The organism is Candidatus Merdisoma sp. JLR.KK006 (genome assembly GCF_036941035.1).
Lineage (GTDB): Bacteria > Bacillota > Clostridia > Lachnospirales > Lachnospiraceae > Laedolimicola.
This window is the reverse complement of the sequence record NZ_JAYMNS010000023.1, coordinates 1-17759: the sequence shown is the minus strand read 5'-3', so window position 1 is coordinate 17759 and position 17759 is coordinate 1. Positions and strand designations below refer to the sequence as shown.

Here is a 17759-nt window from a genome sequence, read left to right as displayed (position 1 = left end):
TTGGTTCTCAAGACTCAAAGACCTCTCTTCCCTTTTTTCGTTTTCTGCGGAATCTGGGCCAGGATGATTGCGGCGAACATAAGGGTACATCCTAACAACTCCCTGCTTGTCAGGTGCTGATTCAAAAGCAGCATGCCTGCCAGAACGGACACTACGGATTCCAGGCTTAAGATTAGGGATGCCACGGTCGGGTTCATGTCTTTTTGACCTACGATCTGCAGGGTGTAACCGGCCCCGCTTGAGAGTACACCTGCATAGAGAACAGGCTTCCAGGCGGCAAGGAGCTGGCCAAGTTCCGGTTTTTCAAAAATCAGCATGGCAATTCCGGATACGATTCCGCAGACAAAGAATTGGATACAGGACATCTTTACGCCGTCTGCATATTGGGTGAAGTAATCGATCACCAAGATGTGGATGGAGAACAGACAGGCACAGATGAATACCAGGATGTCCCCCGTCCCCAAACGCAGGCTTTCGGTCATACACAGGAAATAGAGCCCTGCCAGTGCCAGCAGGACACCTATCCATACGAAAGGACCGCATTTTTTACCGAAAAACAAGCCCAATACAGGGACAATGATGATGTAAAAGGCGGTAAGGAAGCCCGCTTTCCCTACAGAGGTATAGAGGATTCCAAATTGCTGGAAACAGCTTGCAAAGCAGAGAGCCAATCCACAGCAGATACCGCCCCACAATAGCTTTCCTCTGTCTTCTTTTGCTGATTTGCAGTCTGTGGATGCTTCTTTAGCCTGGACTTTCCATTTATTCAACAGAGCGATGCAGGGAATCAATACCAGGCCGCCGATGAGGGAACGTACGCAGATGAACGTGAATGGACCTACATAGTCCATGCCTACGCTCTGGGCCACAAAAGCCACGCCCCAGATGATGGCGGTTAGAAGCAATATAAAAGATTGTCTTATCTGTCGTGAGGTCATGTGAATGTATTCCTTTTCGTTATTTTACAGATTCATGTGGCTGTCGGGACATAAGACAGCCACACCTATCCTTCATCGAAACGCAGGGTGGACAATATGCTTTCCTGTATTGCACCCAGGCTTTCATAAGCTTCTACAAAGCAGTCCATCTGAGCCACATAAAGCCTTTCATTATAGCGGAAAATATAGATGTCGCAGGTGCGGCTCCCAGAATCTGTTCCTTCGGAATAGCTGATCCAGGCGGCCGGATATTCGCCCTCTCCTATGGTCACCTCTTCTACCATGCATTCTTCATTGCTGTCAGCCACGTATTGGTCTGCCAGGGTCTCTGAAGATTCTTCTTCTGATTCCGTAATCTTTACAAATACGGGTGTCTCCGAGTCCGCCCCATAAGAATGGGAATAAAAGCACAGTTCATTATTGGCAGTCTCAAGGGTAAAGCTTTCCGGATCATAGGCTATGGTAAAGTCATTGATGCCCTGTATCCTGTTATAGGGTACACTGACGGTCTCTCCCTCCCGCATCAGGACAACCTCTTCTTCCCCTAAAACACTTCCAGGCTCTTTTCCTACCACAATCGGCTCCGGCTCCTGAACTTCCTCTTCCTCTATTCCCGCCTGCCCTATATCCTGCACCTCAGGTACTGACACCTCTCCCGTCCTGGTTCCGCTGCAGCCACACAGGACCGCTATAGCCACCAGACAGAGCAGTGTCAGACGCTTACGCAAGAATTTCTCCTACTAATTTATTAACCAGGGCACCGTCTGCCTTTCCTTTTACCTTTGGCATCAGCTCTTTCATGATCTTTCCCTTATCCTTGCCCGTAGGTTCCGTAATGCCAAGGCTGTCCATTACTTCTTTAATGACCGCCCGGATAGCCTCCTCACTCATCTCCTCCGGTGCAAACTCAGAAAGCACGGCAAGGCGAGCTTTGCATTGTTCTATGATATCCGTCCTATCTGCCGGGGCCAGATCCATCGTTTCTTTTGTCTGCTTCATTTCCTTTTTGATAACCTCATACTCCTCCTCCACGGTCAGATCCGCCCGTTTGTCTATGGCTTTGTTTTTCAAGGCTGCCAAAAGCATGGACAGGGTTTCCTTTCGTTCCTTTTCCTTATTTTTCATGGCTTTCATCATTTCTGTGCGAATTTCGTCAATTTTACTCATATTATTCTCCTTTATTCATAGTTGCGCAACAGCCCCTTTCGGCGCTGTCAGGCTATCGCTGTTTTTATCCGGTTCCGCATTTGCGAAATCTTTATTTATTTTAATCGTATTTGGAATAGATTTCAAGGTTTTCGAGTAATGAAAATTCATGTTTCACTTTTACAAAGGATATCCTTAAAAAAATATAAAAGAAATATTAAAAAAGAATAAAATATTTTGCCGCAAACACTTGCTTTTTATTTGATAAACAGGTATTCTGTAATTGTATCTCACTCAAATACACTTTTGGTGGTTTTGTCTGTTTGCAAAAGACAAATTCTTTCCTTGGCGGACATTGCATTTTTGAGAGGAAAGAACACAAAAAACTTATGGAGGGTTGTAACATGGAGAAAAAGAAACTGGGCCTTGTGCCAAAACTCATCATTGCCATTATTCTTGGTATTTTATTCGGGCAGTTCCTGCCTGAGAGCATCTGCCGGGTGGTTGTTACCGCTTCCGGTTTGTTCAGCACTTTCCTAAAGTTTATAATTCCGCTGATGATTGTTGCCTATGTCACTATGGGAATTGCGGACTTAAGCCAGGGAGCCGGAAAGCTGCTTGTGATTACCGTCTGTCTTGCCTACGGCTCTACTCTGATTGCCGGAACCTGTTCTTATCTGGTGGCCAGCGGATTATTCCCAAGCTTTATGAGTCCGGAGGCCATGGAGCAGATCGCCGCAACAGCGGACAATTCCTTAAGCTCCTATTTCAGCATTTCGCTTCAGCCCCTTCTGGATACTTTATCCGCAGTGGCCCTTGCCTTTGTTCTCGGACTGTGCCTGTCTACTATGAAGGGAAAAGAAATGGGGAACAGCCTTTATAACGGCATGAAGGATTTTTCCAGTGTCATTGACAAGGTGCTCCATACGGTTATTATTCCCCTGCTTCCTCTTTATATCTGCGGAACCTTTACGGATATGACAAAGTCCGGCAAAACCTTTGCAATTTTAAGTATTTTATGGAAGGTATTCCTGGTGGTGATTCTCATGCATCTGATTTGCATCACCATTCAGTTTATTATTGCCGGAACCATCAGCAAAAAGAACCCTGTTATGCTTATTAAGAACCAGATTCCCGGGTATACTACCGCTTTAGGAACGCAATCCTCAGCTGCTACGATTCCGGTCAATCTGGAGTGTGCAAAAAATGACGGCGTATCCGAGCAAATCCGCAATTTTGTAGTTCCTCTGTGCGCCAATATTCATATGGCAGGCTCCATGATCACTATCACAGCCTGTGCTACGGCCGTATGTCTGATGAATCAGCTTCCCATCAGCCTTGGTACAGTGATTCCTTTTATTATGACTCTTGGAATCGCTATGGTAGCTTCTCCCGGCGCCCCGGGCGGATCCATTATGACCGCACTGCCCTTCCTTTATATGATCTTCGGTGCGGAAGCAGGCAACCCGGACGGACCTATCTGTGCAATCATGGTTGCACTGTACATTACACAGGACTCCTTTGGAACCGCATGTAATGTATCCGGTGATAATGCAATCGGCGTTATTGTAAATACAATCTACGAAAAGTGGATCAAGAAATAGAAAACCGAGGACTATTATATGAATGTATTTGATATTATCGGCCCTGTAATGATTGGCCCTTCCAGCTCCCACACGGCCGGAGCTGTGCGCCTGGGGCGTGTGGCATGGAAAATCCTTGAAGAAAAAGCAGTCTGGGCAGATATCCGTCTGTCCGGCTCCTTTGCTCAGACTTACCGGGGACACGGTACGGATAAGGCGCTGATTGCAGGCATCATGGGCATGCATTCCTATGATGAAAGAATCCGCCGTTCTCTAACCATTGCCAATGAAGAAGGATTGGTTTATTCTTTTCATGGGGAAGATATTCCCGGAGCCCACCCCAATACGGCACGAATCCATTTAAAGGGAGAAAATGGCGGGGAATGTGTTGTGCAGGGTGCCAGCATCGGAGGCGGCAATATTCTGGTTACGGAGATTAATGGTATGGAGGTATCCTTTACCGGACAGTATAACACTTTGATGGTACTGCATCACGACAGACCGGGGACGATCGCCGCCGTAACCAATTTTATGGCTTATTCGGGAACGAACATCGGCAACTTCCGTCTGACCCGACCAAGAAAAGGCGGAGAAGCGGTTATGACCATTGAAGTGGATGGGGATGTAGCGGAAAATCTCATTCAAAGCCTGCGTATCCTTCCCAATATTATTAATGTGGTTTTGATTCGTGCTATTTAAAGATCTGTTACCAATTAAACAGGAGTAAATGTATATGCTGGACTATGATTCCATTGCGGCTATCTGTGATGCCGCAGAACAAAATAATATATCCATATCTGCTCTGGTGCTGTCCGATCAGGCTGAGCAAATGGAGTTATCGGAAGAAGAATTATATAATCGTATGAAGGACAGTCTCCACGTCATGCAGGAAGCCGTGAAGGAAGGCAAAAACCCCAGGCTTCGTTCCACCTCCGGTCTTACCGGCGGCGATGCGGCAAAGGTAGAGGCTTATGCCAATACAGGAGGCATTACGGGAAATTTCTTAAATCATGCTATGGCCCGCGCAATTGCCGTATCGGAATATAATGCCGCCATGGGAAAGATTGTGGCCTCTCCCACTGCCGGTTCCTGCGGTATCCTGCCTGGAACCCTTGTCTCTATGCTGGAGGAGGGACGCTGTAATGAGCATGCCGCTGTTATGGCGCTTTTTACGGCCGGAGCCATGGGAATGGTGATTGCCAACAATGCCTCTATTGCCGGCGCCCAGGGGGGATGTCAGGCGGAATGCGGTTCCGCCTCTGCCATGGCAGCGGCAGCCCTTGTAGAGCTGGCAGGGGGAACGCCTGGGCAGGCTGCTCATGCCTGTGCTATGGCTATCAAAAACCAGTTGGGCCTTGTGTGCGATCCCGTAGCCGGACTTGTGGAAATCCCCTGTATCAAACGGAATGTCTCAGGAATCGCTATTGCCTTCACCTCTGCGGAAATGGCTCTTGCCGGTGTGGAAAGCAAGATTCCGGTAGATGAATGTGTACTTGCCATGAGACAGGTGGGGGATATGCTTCCCTGTTCTTTAAAAGAAACCTCTCAGGCGGGCTTAGCCGCAACGCCTACGGGTATCCGGTTGAAAAAACAGGTATTCGGAGAGACCTAAGTTCTCATAAGTATTGATAAATATGGTGATAAAAATCATATTACGTAATTGAAAAAATGCGGAACCTTTTATGGCTCCGCATTTTTTTAGGTCTTTCCATTCATTAAGCATATGATAACATCCTCTTTTGATGAAGCTGCTTCCATAGATCTTCATTTTGCCTTCTCATTGCCTTACACTGGGGGAATTCTTCCGAATTGTCTTACTTCCGTTCCTCCAGTTCCTCATAAGCCACATGATGCCCTACATACTTGTAAGCCGGCCGGACAATCTTGCCTGCATTTGCCAGCTCCTCGATCCGGTGGGCACTCCATCCGGAGATACGTGAAATAGCGAAAATCGGAGTGAACAGCTCTGCCGGAAGCCCCAGCATACTGTAGACAAAACCGCTGTAGAAGTCCACATTGGCACATACGGGCTTTAAAAGCTTTCGCCCTGACATGAGACACTCGCCTCCGATTCGCTCCACCCTCTCATATAATTCAAACTCTCTGGTCAATCCCTTTTCTTCGGAAAGCTTTCTTGCATATTCCTTTAGAATCACTGCTCTTGGATCGGATTCCGTATAAACAGCATGTCCGATTCCATAGATAAGGCCGGCTCTGTCAAAAGCTTCCTTACGCAGAATACGCACCAAATACGAACGAAGCGCTTCTTCATCCTTCCAGTTGCTCACATGGGACTTAATATCCCGGAACATCTCCTGTACCTTCAGGTTTGCACCGCCGTGTTTCGGCCCTTTCAGGGAACCAAGAGAAGCTGCTACCGCAGAATAAGTGTCTGTGCCTGTAGAAGAAACTACATGGGTGGTAAAGGTTGAGTTATTACCGCCGCCATGCTCCGCATGAAGCACCAATGCCACATCCAGAACTTTCGCCTCCAATTCCGTATAGGTTCCGTCTTTCCGGAGAAGACGCAGGATATTCTCTGCTGTGGAAAGCTCCGGCTTTGGATTGCGGATAATCAGGCTCTTATCCAGATGATAATGGCGGTAAGCATGATAGCCGTACACGCAGAACAGAGGGAACTGGGCAATCAGCTTTAAAGACTGCTGCAGCACATTGGAAATGGAAATGTCCTCTGGATTCTCATCATAAGAATAGAGGGTCAGCACGCATTTCTGCAAGGTATTCATCATATTAGAGCTTGGGGCCTTCATCACCACATCCCGGACAAAGGTATCCGGCAGGCTTCGGAATTCCCCTAAAAGTTCTATAAACTCATCTAACTGCTCCTTCGTGGGCAGCTTTCCAAACAGCAAAAGGTAGGTTGCTTCCTCAAATGCAAAACGCCGGTTGGCAAATCCCTTTACCAAATCCTGTACATTGACGCCCTGAAAGTAAAGCTCCCCGTCAATGGGAACCTTTTCACCGTCAACATAGCCAAAGGACACTACATCGGAAATCTCCGTAAGGCCTGTCAAAACACCCTTACCAGAAGAATCACGCAGGCCCCTCTTTACATCATATTCCTCATAAAGCTTTCCGTCAATTCGGCCGGAACGCATACTGTATTCCACCAGCTTTTCCAGTCTCTTATCTACTTGTATTTCTTTCTTCATAATGTTCTCCTCTCGTACTTCGGTTCCAATCCAGTATCACTAAGTAAGCTCGAAAAATTCCCCTAAGTTAAACTCTTTTCAAAAGCCTATATCCTATCCCATGAGCCATCCTATCAATATACCAAGGATAGCCCCCATCAACACCTGCAAAGGCGTGTGGCCTACAAATTCCTTCAGCTTTTCCTCTGTCAGCTTTTTCCCCTCCAAGGTCTTAAAGCTGTCCAGTATCTGATTGAGCAGCTTTGCCTGCTTTCCCGTCTCCAGGCGCACTCCCATAGCATCATGCATCACAATGATTGCCAGAATCGCCGTCACCGCAAACACCGGGGATCCGACACCGTATTCTTTCCCTGCGGATACGGCCAGAGCGCAGACCGTGGATGCGTGGGAGCTCGGCATACCGCCGGAGCCAATCAGACGCTCCAGATCAAAGCCTTTGTTTACCCATGCATGTATCAGGGTCTTTAGCACCTGAGCTACAAACCAGCCCGTTACTGCGCTTATTAAAAGTGTATTTCCTATTAATGCTTCAAAGCCGCTCATCCCTTATGTATTCCTGCCTCTCCTTTTGTCTCGTGGATTTTCCCGGAACTAAGCAAAAATCACAACCGCTCCTGTTCCCGCTATGTCAAAAACATCTTTGTCCATTATAGCGGATCTTTTTCTGTCTGGCAAGCACAGGTAAATAATACCTTTTGAAACCAGGCAACTATTCGTTACTGTGAACACCATGGGTGTGAACGGTAACAACTATTCTATTCTTTTTACATACCCATACAGTATGCATTTTAGGCTTTGTATTAAATTTCATTCATAATTTAGAGCATCGAACCTGATTTCCACTGAAGATCGTCAAAAAAAATGCGATTTTTCAGAATTAGATCGTCAAATTCAGTGCGATTTAATATATTATGATACTCAAAAAAGATGCAATTTTAATAAATTGAATTGTCAAATTCAATGCGTTTTTTATTGACAGCAGTACATACTATTATAATAAAGAAAAACAGAGCGTCCCAAACTGGGACGCTCAAATCATACTTCATAAAGCTTCAACCCGTATGCATTCTCTTAATTACCTTAAGCCTTGTAAACTCCTCCCGCTCTTTCTCCTCCAGCGCATTTGCAATGTCTTTCGCCAAAGTTTCATATCTGGGAATCGTAATATTCTGCAAGGCATTGGCCCTCTTCTGGGCCTTCTTAATATTCGTTGCCAGAAGATAAGCGGAGTTCTCCACCATGGCAAGCTTTAAGGTCAAATCCTTCACCTTCTCAAAGCACACACGGGCAATATCCAAAGACTCTCTCGTACTGTAAAAGGCATAAGCCGGCTTACGGGTTGCCGCATCGTAACGCACCAGGGGAATCTCCGTTCCCATAATACTCCGAAGCTTCACCTCAATGGTGTCCTCAATCGGCACATTCCGGGCAATATCCGAAACGAAATTATTGCCAAGCTCGATATTGGCCTTCTGCAGCGCCTCATAAGCCGTCTTGAAGGTAGTACGGATCTCCATCTGAATATCCTTTGCCTGCTCCACCAGACCCATCAGCTCCCGGATAAGAATATTCCGCTTCTTATCCATCAGCTCATAACCCAGGCGGGCCAGTACCAGAGAATTCTTAGCCAATATTAAATTGCCTTTTGTAGGAAATGATTGATTATCCATCTATCTGCTCCTGTGACTTATAGTACTGATTCAAAATCTTCGTATCAATTCGATCCAGCTCTTCTCTCGGCAGCATTCCAAGAAGCTCCCAGCCAATATCCAAGGTCTCCTGGATCGTCCGGTTATCGTCTGCGCCCTGGCCTACAAAACGCTCCTCAAAAGCTTTTCCAAAGAGCAGATACTTTTTATCAATGGGCGACAGCTCATCCTCGCCGATTACAGATGCCAGCGCTCTGGCGTCTCCCACCTTTGCATAGGAGGAAAACAGCTGATTTGCCAGGTCCTGATGATCCCCTCTTGTATAACCCTCGCCGATACCGTCTTTCATCAAACGGGACAAAGAGGGAAGCACGCTGATAGGCGGATACACACCCTGACCATGAAGAACACGATCCAGTACAATCTGCCCCTCCGTAATATATCCCGTCAAGTCCGGAATGGGATGGGTAATATCATCGTTGGGCATCGTCAAAATAGGAATCTGGGTCACGGAGCCATTTACTCCCCGCACAATACCGGCACGCTCATAGATGGTAGCCAGTTCGCTGTACAGATAACCGGGATAACCCTTTCTGGACGGAATCTCCCCTTTGGAGGAAGAAACCTCACGCATAGCCTCCGCAAAGGACGTCATATCCGTCAAAATAACCAGAATGTGCATGTTGCACTCAAAAGCCAGATATTCCGCCGCCGTCAATGCCACACGGGGCGTAATCAGACGCTCCACCACCGGATCGTTTGCCAGGTTCAAAAACATCGTTACATGCTCTAATACGCCGCTCTCTTCAAAAGCACGGCGGAAGAATTCCGCCACATCATGCTTCACGCCCATGGCCGCAAACACAACGGCAAACTCTTCATCCGAATCATCTCCCAAGGAAGCCTGCCGCACCAGCTGGGCTGCAAGCTGATCATGAGGAAGTCCGTTACCGGAAAAAATCGGAAGCTTCTGTCCCCGGATCAAAGTTGTCAGACCATCTATGGCAGAAAATCCCGTCCGGATATAATTCCTGGGATACTCACGCATAACCGGATTCAAAGGCTGGCCGTTTACATTCCGATGAATATCGGAAACCACCTCTCCCAAACCGTCAATAGGCTGGCCAATCCCATTAAAGGTACGCCCCAGAATCTCCGGAGACAGGGTAATCTCCATAGGATGGCCCGTAAGCTTGGTGTGGGTATTCCGAAGTGATATATTATCCGTACCGCCGAATACCTGAATCACAGCCTTATCCTCATAACACTCAATGATTCGTCCCAGCTCTTTTTTCTTACCGTCTATGGTAATTTCCACAATCTCTTCATAGGAGGCATCCTGTACACCCTCCAATGCAATCAGAGGGCCATTGATTTCACTTAAGCCTAAATATTCAATTGACATTTAAATTCTCCTATTCCAGTTCCGCAGAATCCGGACAGTACACGGGGATCTAAAAGAATTTCCGGCCACAGGTACATGTGTCCGTAAATCCTTTTGTGCACTGACCGAATTCTGCTGTTTTTATTCCAGTTCCGCAGAATCCGGACAGTACACGGGGATCTAAAAGAATTTCCGGCCACAGGTACATGTGTCCGTAAATCCTTTTGTGCACTGACCGAATTCTGCTGTTTTATGCATTCTTTTCCAAAACTCTGTCATAAAAAGCATCAATCTCTTCCCGATAGCCCTCAAAATCCTCCAGCTGGTTATTGGGCACATCATACTTGATGGCAATCACTCGCTCGAAGATGTTTTCTGACTTAAGTACGGACATAGGCATATTGAGAGCAATCAAGGCTCTCGCCTTATCGTAAAGATACAAAATGATCTGCATCATCTTCATCTGCTTTTCCATAGGTACACAGGTATCATCCGGATGGAAAGCATTCTGCTGAAGGAAGCCCAGGCGCACCACCCTTGCAATCTCCAAAACCAGCTTCTGATCGTCCGGAAGCACATCACTGCCGATTAGTTTTACAATCTCCATAAGGCTGCTTTCCTGATTAAGCAGCACCATCAGACGGTTCCTTAAATCCACAAAGTCCTTGGAAACATGATCCTTATACCATGGCGTCAGATCCGAGATATACTCACTGTAGCTGCTCAGCCAATGAATGGCCGGGAAATGCCTTGCATAAGCCAAAGACTTATCAAGTCCCCAGAAGCAACGGACAAACCGCTTGGTATTCTGAGTAACAGGCTCAGAGAAATCACCGCCCTGAGGAGAAACGGCCCCGATAATGGATACGCTTCCCTCCGTACCATTTAAGTTCAGCATCAATCCTGCACGCTCATAGAATGCAGACAGACGAGATGCCAGATAAGCCGGGAAGCCTTCCTCCGCAGGCATTTCCTCCAGACGTCCGGAAAGCTCACGGAGAGCCTCTGCCCATCGTGAAGTGGAATCCGCCATAATCGCCACATCGTAACCCATATCCCGATAATATTCCGCCAATGTAATTCCGGTATAGATACTCGCTTCACGGGCCGCCACCGGCATATTGGAGGTATTGGCAATAAGCGCCGTCCGATCCATCAGAGGATTGCCTGATCTGGGGTCCACAAGCTCGGAAAACTCTTCCAACACCTGGGTCATCTCATTGCCACGCTCACCGCAGCCAATATAAATAATAATATCCGCATCGGACCACTTTGCAATCTGATGCTGGGTCATAGTCTTTCCGGTTCCGAAGCCTCCCGGCACGGCCGCTGTTCCGCCCTTTGCAATGGGGAACAGGGTATCCAGAATCCGCTGTCCTGTAATCAGAGGCTTAGACGCCGGATAACGCTTTCTGGTAGGACGGGGCACTCGGATAGGCCACTTCTGCATCATGGTAAGCTCTTCTTCCGTTCCGTCGTCATGCTGCAGCACGGCAATGGTATCCTTAATGGTATACTCGCCGTCCGGCATCACCTTTACAATCGTTCCCTCCATGTCCGGCGGAACCATAACCTTATGCAAAATAGCCGTTGTCTCCTGAACCTCACAAATAATGGAGCCGCCGCTTACGTGTGTTCCCGGCTCTACCGTCATATGAGCCTTCCACCGTTTGTCCATATCCAGAGAATCCACCACCGTACCGCGGCTGATATAAGCGCCGCCCTCCTTGGCAATCTCATTTAGGGGACGTTCAATTCCGTCATAAATATTATTCAAGATTCCGGGAGCCAGTACCACGGAAATAGGCGCTCCGGTCCCCTCCACAAGCTCGCCCGGCTTAATTCCGGTGGTTTCCTCATACACCTGAATGGTGGTCTGAGCCTTGTTCAGACCGATAACCTCTCCCACCAGCCGTTCTTTTCCCACATAGACCATCTCGGCCATCTTAAATTCCGTACTGCCTTTCAGGTACACGACAGGTCCGTTGATTCCGTAAATAACACCTGTTTTATTCATTTGCCGTGCCTCCTCTAAGCTTAAAGTTTTCTTTTGCCTCCGCAAGCTTCGTCTCAAAGGAATTGTCAATCAGAATATTTCTCTTGGGAATCACGGCCCGGGTTCCTCCTAAAAAGGAATAGCTGCTGACCGTGACATGAGCTCCTGCTTCTACCTCCAGACTCGTTCTGCGCTCTGCATCAGACGGGTCAATATACAAAATGACCTCTTCCTCTCTGGCAAATGCAACAGCCTCCCGAAGCTGCTTCACCAAAAGCTGATGATATTCGGTGCTTTCCGCAAAGCGGGCCAGACGATCCTTCATCTCCACAAATAATTTCGCCTTCAATTCCTCCTGAAGACTGCTTATAGTCCGACGGATCTTTACCTGTTCCTCCGAAAAACGCTTGTTATTCTCACGAATCAGTCGCTCCGTCTCCGCCTTAATCTCCAAATTTTCCTGACGCCTTCTATTTTCCTGGTATTCCTGAAAAATCCCCTCCATGGTATCCGTATATTCCTTAATCTCTCTGTCATAGCGGCCCCTGGCCTCTTCCATGGAATACTCCATAAAATGCTGCAACTTCTCTTCGATTGTCAAAGGCTTCACCTTCTTTCCAAACTGTTTAGTAACTGTTCCCTGTCTTCACAGCTACAAATTATATTACACTTTTAAGCCTATGGCCTCATTTACATAAGAGGTAATAAAATTCTCCCCTCTCTGCGTACCATGACGGTCAGGAATCTCTATGAGCAGAGGAAGACTTCGGCTCAAACGTATCTCATCAATCAACTCCGGATATTCACGTCCAAACTTCTCGGTCAGAACCACAATGGCAATCTCCTTATCCGCCATTACCCGTTCAAGAGCAGCCTTTAATTCCTCTTTTCCCTGAACCACCGTGCCCTCAACACCAGCCAGACGCATACCCGTGCAGGTATCTATATTGTCGCTTATCAAATACATTTTCATAGGATTGATTTTCTGCCTTTCTTCTTATACTGCCATTGCATCAGGCAATACCGCAAAGAGCAAATGTCCCGTCAGCTTACTGAAAGGTATTTGATTTTACAGCTTACCTAAGATCATAAAGGAAATAATCAGACCGTAGAGAGCAATACCCTCTGCCATGGCTACGAAAATCATGGACTTACCAAATATGCTCTGATCCTCGCTGATAGCTCCAAGAGCCGCACTTGCGGAAGATGCAACGGCAATACCGGAACCGATACCGGAAACGCCGGTTGCCAAAGCTGCCGCAATGTAGCCAAGTCCTGTTGCAAAACCGGAATTTGCAGCCGCTTCCGCCGTCTCAGCCGCATGAACATTGCCGCCGTAAGCCAGAATCGATGCCAAAATCAGAGTACTGAAAAAGAAAAAGCAATTGCAGGCCAGAGAAGTTTTATAACGCTTCCGGCTCTTCTCTCCCAAGAAATATGCTCCAAAGGGAACCACAATACTTAACACCAGTGCTGCAACCAACATTACCTTAACTAACATAGACATAACTTATTCCTCCTATTTTTAGTTCCGTAACTTTCACTCTGTACACGGAACAAAATGTGCTGTTTTTAGTTCCTAATTTCATTTCAGGCTTCTTTCGCCTTTTTCATCTTATAAGGCACAAATTCCTGGCCCGTTCCTTTATAATAACGGCTGAACAGCTCGTAATACTGAAGTCTTAATACCTGGATTCCAACAATCAGTCCCTCCATGGCGCAGACAAAGATGTTGCCCAGGATGATAACCAACCAGTTGCCGCTTCCGCCCTCAAAGCCTGCCAGCATAAGGACTACCTCCATCATGGCCGCATGGCTGACTGCAAAGGCTCCCACACGGACAAAGGAAAGGGTGTTGGAGAAAAAGCTTAGAAGTACCTCAAACATCTCAAAGAAAGACTGTACCAGATACATTCCCACACCGCCCTCAATGCCTTTTCCCTTTTTCTCAAGCATTGCCGTCAAAGGCTCCTTAAAAAACATAGCCAAAAGGGGAATTCCGAACACTACCCCAAGCACAATGCCTGCCGGAAGCACATGGCCGCTCATTACCATGAACAGTACAACCGCCAGAGCGCCGTAGAAGATAAATCCGGCCACACCGTTTTGATCAAACCAGCCCTCCGCATCCTTATTTCGGATGCTCACACGTATGTGAAGCACCATAGCCGTTAAAATCATAAACATACCGAATACAACAGCCACTACGAAGACCGTATTCATCTGTCCGATGATCGGAAGGGTCATCATTGCCTCTTTGGGGCTCAGCCAGATATGGTGAATCACCGTATCCTCAAATCCAAAGAAGCTTCCATACATAAATCCAAACAAAGTGGAAAAAATGCCTGCACAGGAGACTATGGCCGCCAGATCCATTCCCTTTAGCTTATATAGAACGGCTCCGCCTATGAGAAGTACCAATCCCTGCCCCACATCTCCGAACATGGCTCCGAAAATAAAGGAATAGGTCAGGGCTACAAATATGGTTGGGTCCATCTCATTGTAAGCCGGAAGCCCGTACATTTTAATATACATCTCAAAGGGACGGAACAGCTTGGGGTTCTTTAGCTTCGTCGGAGGGGAACTAAACACGTTGTCATGGTCGTCCTCCACCACCACGAAGATTTTTTCATCCTGCTCAATCTCCGCCTGGAAAGCATCCGCCTGTTCCTCCGGCATCCAGCCGCACAAAATGTAGAACACCTGATTTTTTTCTTTGGTTATGGCCGCATACTTCCGAATTTCGAAGGTTTCCCTGCGGTATTCCAGCAGGTCGCAGGCCGCCGCCAGCTGATCTCCGTGATCCGCCACTACCCGGTTCATTTCCTGTTCTACTGCCGCAAGTTCCTTATCTAAGCTTTCCAGTCCCTCTTTCAGCTTCTTGAGGGCATCCTTCGGCGTTCCCACATATTCATCCGGCATAAAGAAATGCTCAAAATGCATGGACGCATACACGGCATCAATCTTCTCCGCAAAAGAAGCCGGTACAAAATAAACGCCCCACACATAGCTGTCATCACACTGGCATTTATAAAAAATTGTATCCAGGGTATCATATACATACCGTTCAAACTTTTCAAAATACTCCCTGGAAATACGTCCGAATCGGTATTTTACATGATGAAATCCCAAAAGCTCATGGATATCATAGGGAATCTCCTGAAAGGGCACGATCTTATTCTGGGAATCCCTGCATTTCTCCTTCTTTTCCAAAAGCTTTGCTTTCTTCTCCTGCAGATCCTCAAGCTCTTTCTCGGCTTTCTTTAAGAGGTCTATGGCCTCCGTTACCGTCATATCCGGAAAGGTCCGGCTGGTTTTCAGATCCTGGGGCAGATATTCTTTTGCCTGCTTTAAAACCTCATCATAGGGATTCTTATCTGTATAAGGCCTTAAATTCTGCACAGTCTTAAGCTCAGTCAGTGCATTTTCCAACTGTATTTCATATTTGGAAAGGTACTGCTCGGCCATCCGTTCAATGTCATCCTTCGGGCCGGTGATGCTTAAGAAATTCATTTTAACAATCACTCTTCCCATACCTCCTATCTATAGTTCCACAGCATCCCATGACATCCTTAACTTAGAACAATCCCCGTTCGCAGGACAGGCGACCGTAAATTGTTCTCATGTCTAAAGGAATACTGCTGTATTATTCCGGCACCGCTTATATTAAGCTTTAATATATGCCAAAGTTTCCCGGGGTTCCAGCCCATATCGCACTCCCTCCAGCACGGTAGTCAGCTTATCAATCTCTTCCTCCTTATCGTGAAGATAGGCTGTCACAACTGCCAGGGAATAAGGATTCTTCCGCCGTTCCTCCCCGTAAACCTGTCCGAGGAACCCCCTATACAGCTTTTCCAGTTCTCCTTCGGTCAATTCTCCAAAATGTCTTCCATAGTAAGTGCGTGCCAGAATTTCCCGAAGCTCCTTTTCATCGGCAGCCGTTGCCATGGCGCGTATCTCCTCATGCCGGAGCCGATACACTACCGGGATGACCAAAGAATAGATGGAAGTAAGAGGAAGCTGATAATACTTTTTGGCCCGGCATAGCCAGGTAAGATTCAGCAAATCAATCTGGCTTCCGAAGGTGCGGTTCATCATCTCCAAATCCGCTCCCCTTAAAATCTTGTCCTTTTGCTTCCAAATCTCAGAAAAATAGTACAAATCCAGCGCCATCTCATAGTCAAAAAGTGTCAGCTCATTTCCATTGTCAAGGCCGGAAAGTATCTTTTTATAGCTGGTATCCCGCAGTGCCGTAAGAAGATCCGGAATCGTCTCCGCCTGAGACAATTCTTCCATATGAATATTGGACAGCTTCTGGAAAAAGCTTCGCAGCTCTCTTGACTCCCCCGTCCGATCCCCGTGATTGAAAATACGCCGAAGAGCACGTTTAATTACGGAAATCTCAAACTTTCTAAAATAGCACTCCAACAGCTTTTTCTGTCTCTTATCACAAAACCGATAAAGCTTGGAAAAATCGTAATACAGCGTTCCCACCACCAGACGCTCCAGCTCTCTTTGTTGAAGCTTTGACTCATCCTGTCCCTCCAGCACGATTCGGTAAGAGGGGATCTGCTTCAAATAGGATATCGCCTGGGAAACATTCTCCATCTGAGCCAGATTCCGAAAATCCTTTTCCTTTAACAGATAGCTTTTCATGGCACGGATCTTGGTGGCAAGAGCACCATAGCTCATAACTCCGCCCATATTACTCTCCTATAATATAATGAAACAGCTTGTCTGCAAGCTCTGCATGATTCTGATCATATTCCCTTTTCATGGATTCCAATTCCTGCTCAGTCTCCTTACGCATCTTCAAAAGCTCCTGCTCCGCATCCGCTTTCAGCTTTTCATTTATCTCTTTCAGCTTTTCTTCTGTCTCCGCATCAAGCTGCTGATCAAAATCTATGGTTTTCTGCTCGTATACCTTGGCAATCCGTCTCTTTTCATTGGCTGCCTCTTTCTCCACATTCACAGCCGCAGTTTCAATCTCAGAAAGCCTGCCCAACACAGTCACCATCTGTTCCATGCTGTTCCCTCCTATTCCAGTTCCGCAGTACCCGAACAATACACCCCATTATAGAAGTATTTCCGGCCGTAATAACATCCGTCCGTAAATCCTTCTGTGCATTGTTCGTGTACTGCTGTTTTTAAATTCCAGTTCCGCACTACCCGAACAATACACCCCATTATAGAAGTATTTCCGACCGTAATAACATCCGTCCGTAAATCCTTCTGTGCATTGTTCGTGTACTGCTGTTTTTAAATTCCAGTTCCGCACTACCCGAACAATACACCCTTATTTAGAAGTATTTCCAGCCGCAGATGCTTGCGTCTGTAAATTCTTCTGTGCACTGTCCAGATAATGCTGTTTTAATTCCAGTTCCGCATCATCTGATTCCATCTTTTACATTCACTGATATACTATACTCTTTTATTAATAAAATCTATAGTAAAAATGACAAAAAACACAAAAAAACCAGATATTTTTTTTAATAGTATCCTGCAACGGCGCAAAAAATTCCCCGGCTGAAAAGCCGGGGAATAATTGCTTTTGCACAATTAATTAAATTTACGTTTTCTGGCTGCTTCAGATTTCTTCTTACGTCTTACGCTCGGCTTCTCGTAATGTTCTCTTTTACGAATTTCCTGCTGAATGCCTGCTTTGGCACAGTTTCTTTTAAAACGGCGTAAAGCGCTGTCTAAAGTCTCATTCTCTTTTACGATTACATTCGACATAGTATCACACCTAACCTCCCTCCAGTTGTATATTGTGCATGAGACACAACTGTCTGGGTTCTTCTTACTGCACACATACGATTATAGGGGTTTATGGAGGTTCTGTCAACACTTTTTCTGCTTTTCTTACAAAAAATAACCAAAATTTGTCATA

At 46.6% G+C, this 17759-nt stretch carries 18 protein-coding genes; 3 read left to right on the top strand and 15 right to left on the bottom strand.

The window, feature by feature from the left end; translation table 11 throughout:
• Positions 1-14 precede the first annotated feature (14 nt).
• From VSQ61_RS16070 to VSQ61_RS16060, 3 genes are all read right to left on the bottom strand, one after another.
• A complete protein-coding gene (locus VSQ61_RS16070; protein WP_334345409.1) occupies positions 15-938 on the bottom strand; it encodes a DMT family transporter in 924 nt (307 codons plus the stop codon).
• 65 nt (positions 939-1003) lie between these two features.
• Positions 1004-1666 (bottom strand): hypothetical protein, encoded by a 663-nt coding sequence (locus tag VSQ61_RS16065; RefSeq protein WP_334345408.1) that lies wholly within the window; start codon positions 1664-1666, stop codon positions 1004-1006.
• Complete coding sequence (locus VSQ61_RS16060) at positions 1659-2105, bottom strand: GatB/YqeY domain-containing protein (protein WP_334345407.1); 447 nt, start codon at positions 2103-2105, stop codon at positions 1659-1661. Before VSQ61_RS16060 ends, VSQ61_RS16065 begins: the two co-directional genes overlap by 8 nt.
• Positions 2106-2488: 383 nt before the next feature.
• Between VSQ61_RS16060 and VSQ61_RS16055 the strand changes: the two genes are divergently transcribed.
• From VSQ61_RS16055 to sdaAA, 3 genes are read left to right on the top strand one after another with little or no spacing between them, the layout of a single operon-like run.
• A complete protein-coding gene (locus tag VSQ61_RS16055) occupies positions 2489-3688 on the top strand; it encodes a dicarboxylate/amino acid:cation symporter (protein WP_334345406.1) in 1200 nt (399 codons plus the stop codon).
• 18 nt (positions 3689-3706) lie between these two features.
• The gene (sdaAB, locus tag VSQ61_RS16050) at positions 3707-4366 is read left to right on the top strand and encodes an L-serine ammonia-lyase, iron-sulfur-dependent subunit beta (protein WP_334345405.1); all 660 of its coding nucleotides are present in this window, start codon (positions 3707-3709) and stop codon (positions 4364-4366) included.
• 34 nt (positions 4367-4400) lie between these two features.
• A complete protein-coding gene (gene sdaAA / locus VSQ61_RS16045; RefSeq protein WP_334345404.1) occupies positions 4401-5279 on the top strand; it encodes an L-serine ammonia-lyase, iron-sulfur-dependent, subunit alpha in 879 nt (292 codons plus the stop codon).
• Positions 5280-5481: 202 nt separating this feature from the next.
• On the opposite strand, the gene VSQ61_RS16040 is transcribed toward sdaAA, so the two are convergent.
• The 12 genes from VSQ61_RS16040 to rpsU form a co-directional block, all read right to left on the bottom strand.
• On the bottom strand, positions 5482-6840 hold the full coding sequence (locus VSQ61_RS16040; RefSeq protein ID WP_334345403.1) for a citrate/2-methylcitrate synthase: 1359 nt from the start codon (positions 6838-6840) through the stop codon (positions 5482-5484).
• Positions 6841-6933: 93 nt separating this feature from the next.
• Positions 6934-7383 (bottom strand): divergent PAP2 family protein, encoded by a 450-nt coding sequence (locus tag VSQ61_RS16035; RefSeq protein ID WP_334345402.1) that lies wholly within the window; start codon positions 7381-7383, stop codon positions 6934-6936.
• 509 nt (positions 7384-7892) lie between these two features.
• Complete coding sequence (locus tag VSQ61_RS16030) at positions 7893-8510, bottom strand: V-type ATP synthase subunit D (protein WP_334345401.1); 618 nt, start codon at positions 8508-8510, stop codon at positions 7893-7895.
• On the bottom strand, positions 8503-9894 hold the full coding sequence (locus tag VSQ61_RS16025; protein ID WP_334345400.1) for a V-type ATP synthase subunit B: 1392 nt from the start codon (positions 9892-9894) through the stop codon (positions 8503-8505). Before VSQ61_RS16025 ends, VSQ61_RS16030 begins: the two co-directional genes overlap by 8 nt.
• A 229-nt stretch (positions 9895-10123) precedes the next feature.
• Positions 10124-11890 (bottom strand): V-type ATP synthase subunit A, encoded by a 1767-nt coding sequence (locus tag VSQ61_RS16020; RefSeq protein WP_334345399.1) that lies wholly within the window; start codon positions 11888-11890, stop codon positions 10124-10126.
• Positions 11883-12479 carry a V-type ATP synthase subunit E gene (locus tag VSQ61_RS16015; RefSeq protein WP_502877052.1) on the bottom strand — a complete coding sequence of 199 codons (597 nt, stop codon included), beginning with the start codon at positions 12477-12479 and terminating at the stop codon, positions 11883-11885. Before VSQ61_RS16015 ends, VSQ61_RS16020 begins: the two co-directional genes overlap by 8 nt.
• Before the next feature lie 54 nt (positions 12480-12533).
• On the bottom strand, positions 12534-12842 hold the full coding sequence (locus VSQ61_RS16010) for a V-type ATP synthase subunit F (protein ID WP_334345397.1): 309 nt from the start codon (positions 12840-12842) through the stop codon (positions 12534-12536).
• 96 nt (positions 12843-12938) lie between these two features.
• A complete protein-coding gene (locus VSQ61_RS16005) occupies positions 12939-13376 on the bottom strand; it encodes an ATP synthase subunit C (protein ID WP_334345396.1) in 438 nt (145 codons plus the stop codon).
• 83 nt (positions 13377-13459) lie between these two features.
• Positions 13460-15394, bottom strand: a complete 1935-nt coding sequence (locus tag VSQ61_RS16000) for a V-type ATP synthase subunit I (protein ID WP_334345395.1) — start codon at positions 15392-15394, stop codon at positions 13460-13462.
• Between the two features lie 141 nt (positions 15395-15535).
• The gene (locus tag VSQ61_RS15995) at positions 15536-16573 is read right to left on the bottom strand and encodes a V0D/AC39 family V-type ATPase subunit (protein WP_334345394.1); all 1038 of its coding nucleotides are present in this window, start codon (positions 16571-16573) and stop codon (positions 15536-15538) included.
• Position 16574: 1 nt separating this feature from the next.
• Entirely contained in the window at positions 16575-16895 is a 321-nt protein-coding gene (locus VSQ61_RS15990; protein ID WP_334345393.1) for a hypothetical protein, read from the bottom strand.
• Between the two features lie 533 nt (positions 16896-17428).
• The gene (gene rpsU / locus VSQ61_RS15985) at positions 17429-17605 is read right to left on the bottom strand and encodes a 30S ribosomal protein S21 (protein ID WP_006864570.1); all 177 of its coding nucleotides are present in this window, start codon (positions 17603-17605) and stop codon (positions 17429-17431) included.
• Between the last annotated feature and the right edge of the window lie 154 nt (positions 17606-17759).

Bases quoted from the DNA above. Each gene is read 5' to 3' on its own strand.
- VSQ61_RS16070 (WP_334345409.1), bottom strand. From the start codon at position 938: ATGACCTCACGACAGATAAGACAATCTTTTATATTGCTTCTAACCGCC.
- VSQ61_RS16060 (WP_334345407.1), bottom strand. From the start codon at position 2,105: ATGAGTAAAATTGACGAAATTCGCACAGAAATGATGAAAGCCATGAAA.
- VSQ61_RS16055 (WP_334345406.1), top strand. From the start codon at position 2,489: ATGGAGAAAAAGAAACTGGGCCTTGTGCCAAAACTCATCATTGCCATT.
- sdaAB (WP_334345405.1), top strand. From the start codon at position 3,707: ATGAATGTATTTGATATTATCGGCCCTGTAATGATTGGCCCTTCCAGC.
- sdaAA (WP_334345404.1), top strand. From the start codon at position 4,401: ATGCTGGACTATGATTCCATTGCGGCTATCTGTGATGCCGCAGAACAA.
- VSQ61_RS16040 (WP_334345403.1), bottom strand. From the start codon at position 6,840: ATGAAGAAAGAAATACAAGTAGATAAGAGACTGGAAAAGCTGGTGGAA.
- VSQ61_RS16035 (WP_334345402.1), bottom strand. From the start codon at position 7,383: ATGAGCGGCTTTGAAGCATTAATAGGAAATACACTTTTAATAAGCGCA.
- VSQ61_RS16030 (WP_334345401.1), bottom strand. From the start codon at position 8,510: ATGGATAATCAATCATTTCCTACAAAAGGCAATTTAATATTGGCTAAG.
- VSQ61_RS16025 (WP_334345400.1), bottom strand. From the start codon at position 9,894: ATGTCAATTGAATATTTAGGCTTAAGTGAAATCAATGGCCCTCTGATT.
- VSQ61_RS16020 (WP_334345399.1), bottom strand. From the start codon at position 11,890: ATGAATAAAACAGGTGTTATTTACGGAATCAACGGACCTGTCGTGTAC.
- VSQ61_RS16010 (WP_334345397.1), bottom strand. From the start codon at position 12,842: ATGAAAATGTATTTGATAAGCGACAATATAGATACCTGCACGGGTATG.
- VSQ61_RS16005 (WP_334345396.1), bottom strand. From the start codon at position 13,376: ATGTCTATGTTAGTTAAGGTAATGTTGGTTGCAGCACTGGTGTTAAGT.
- VSQ61_RS15995 (WP_334345394.1), bottom strand. From the start codon at position 16,573: ATGGGCGGAGTTATGAGCTATGGTGCTCTTGCCACCAAGATCCGTGCC.
- VSQ61_RS15990 (WP_334345393.1), bottom strand. From the start codon at position 16,895: ATGGAACAGATGGTGACTGTGTTGGGCAGGCTTTCTGAGATTGAAACT.
- rpsU (WP_006864570.1), bottom strand. From the start codon at position 17,605: ATGTCGAATGTAATCGTAAAAGAGAATGAGACTTTAGACAGCGCTTTA.